Origin of the sequence: uncultured Shimia sp., from assembly GCF_947498095.1 — a bacterium.
In the GTDB taxonomy this organism is placed as follows: domain Bacteria; phylum Pseudomonadota; class Alphaproteobacteria; order Rhodobacterales; family Rhodobacteraceae; genus Shimia.
The window spans coordinates 1-365 of sequence record NZ_CANMJE010000046.1; the positions used below are offsets into that span (position 1 = coordinate 1).

A 365-nucleotide genomic window follows, 5' to 3' on the forward strand; every position below is an offset into this window, starting at 1 on the left:
TACTGTTTGGCTAGCCGGATCATCGCCAGACGCAACGCATCGTCATTCGTCGGCTTCGCTTGATACCGCAGACTTGAACGCGACAGTCCCAAGACTGCGCAAGTGCGGCGTTCAGATGTGTTCAACTTTTTACGGGTCTGGATCACGGCCTGACGCAACCCATCAACCGTCAGGCCTTGGGCTTTAGATGATCCAGACTCTCCTTCAGGATCAGCTTATCGAGTTGCAACTCAGCTACGATCTTCTTCAATCGCTCATTCCCTTTCTTAAGTGTCCTCATCTCAGACGGCTGAGGCCGCCCAATACCGCCAAACTTCTTGCGCCAGTAGTAATAGGTCTTGTCAGAAATCCCCGCTTTGCGACAC

General features: G+C 52.6%; 1 protein-coding gene. It reads right to left on the bottom strand.

All coding sequences use genetic code 11. The features are described from left to right. Nucleotides 1–169: 169 nt before the first annotated feature. Nucleotides 170–365 (bottom strand): transposase (locus tag Q0932_RS20495; protein WP_299357126.1); only part of this gene is annotated, 196 nt, incomplete at its 5' end.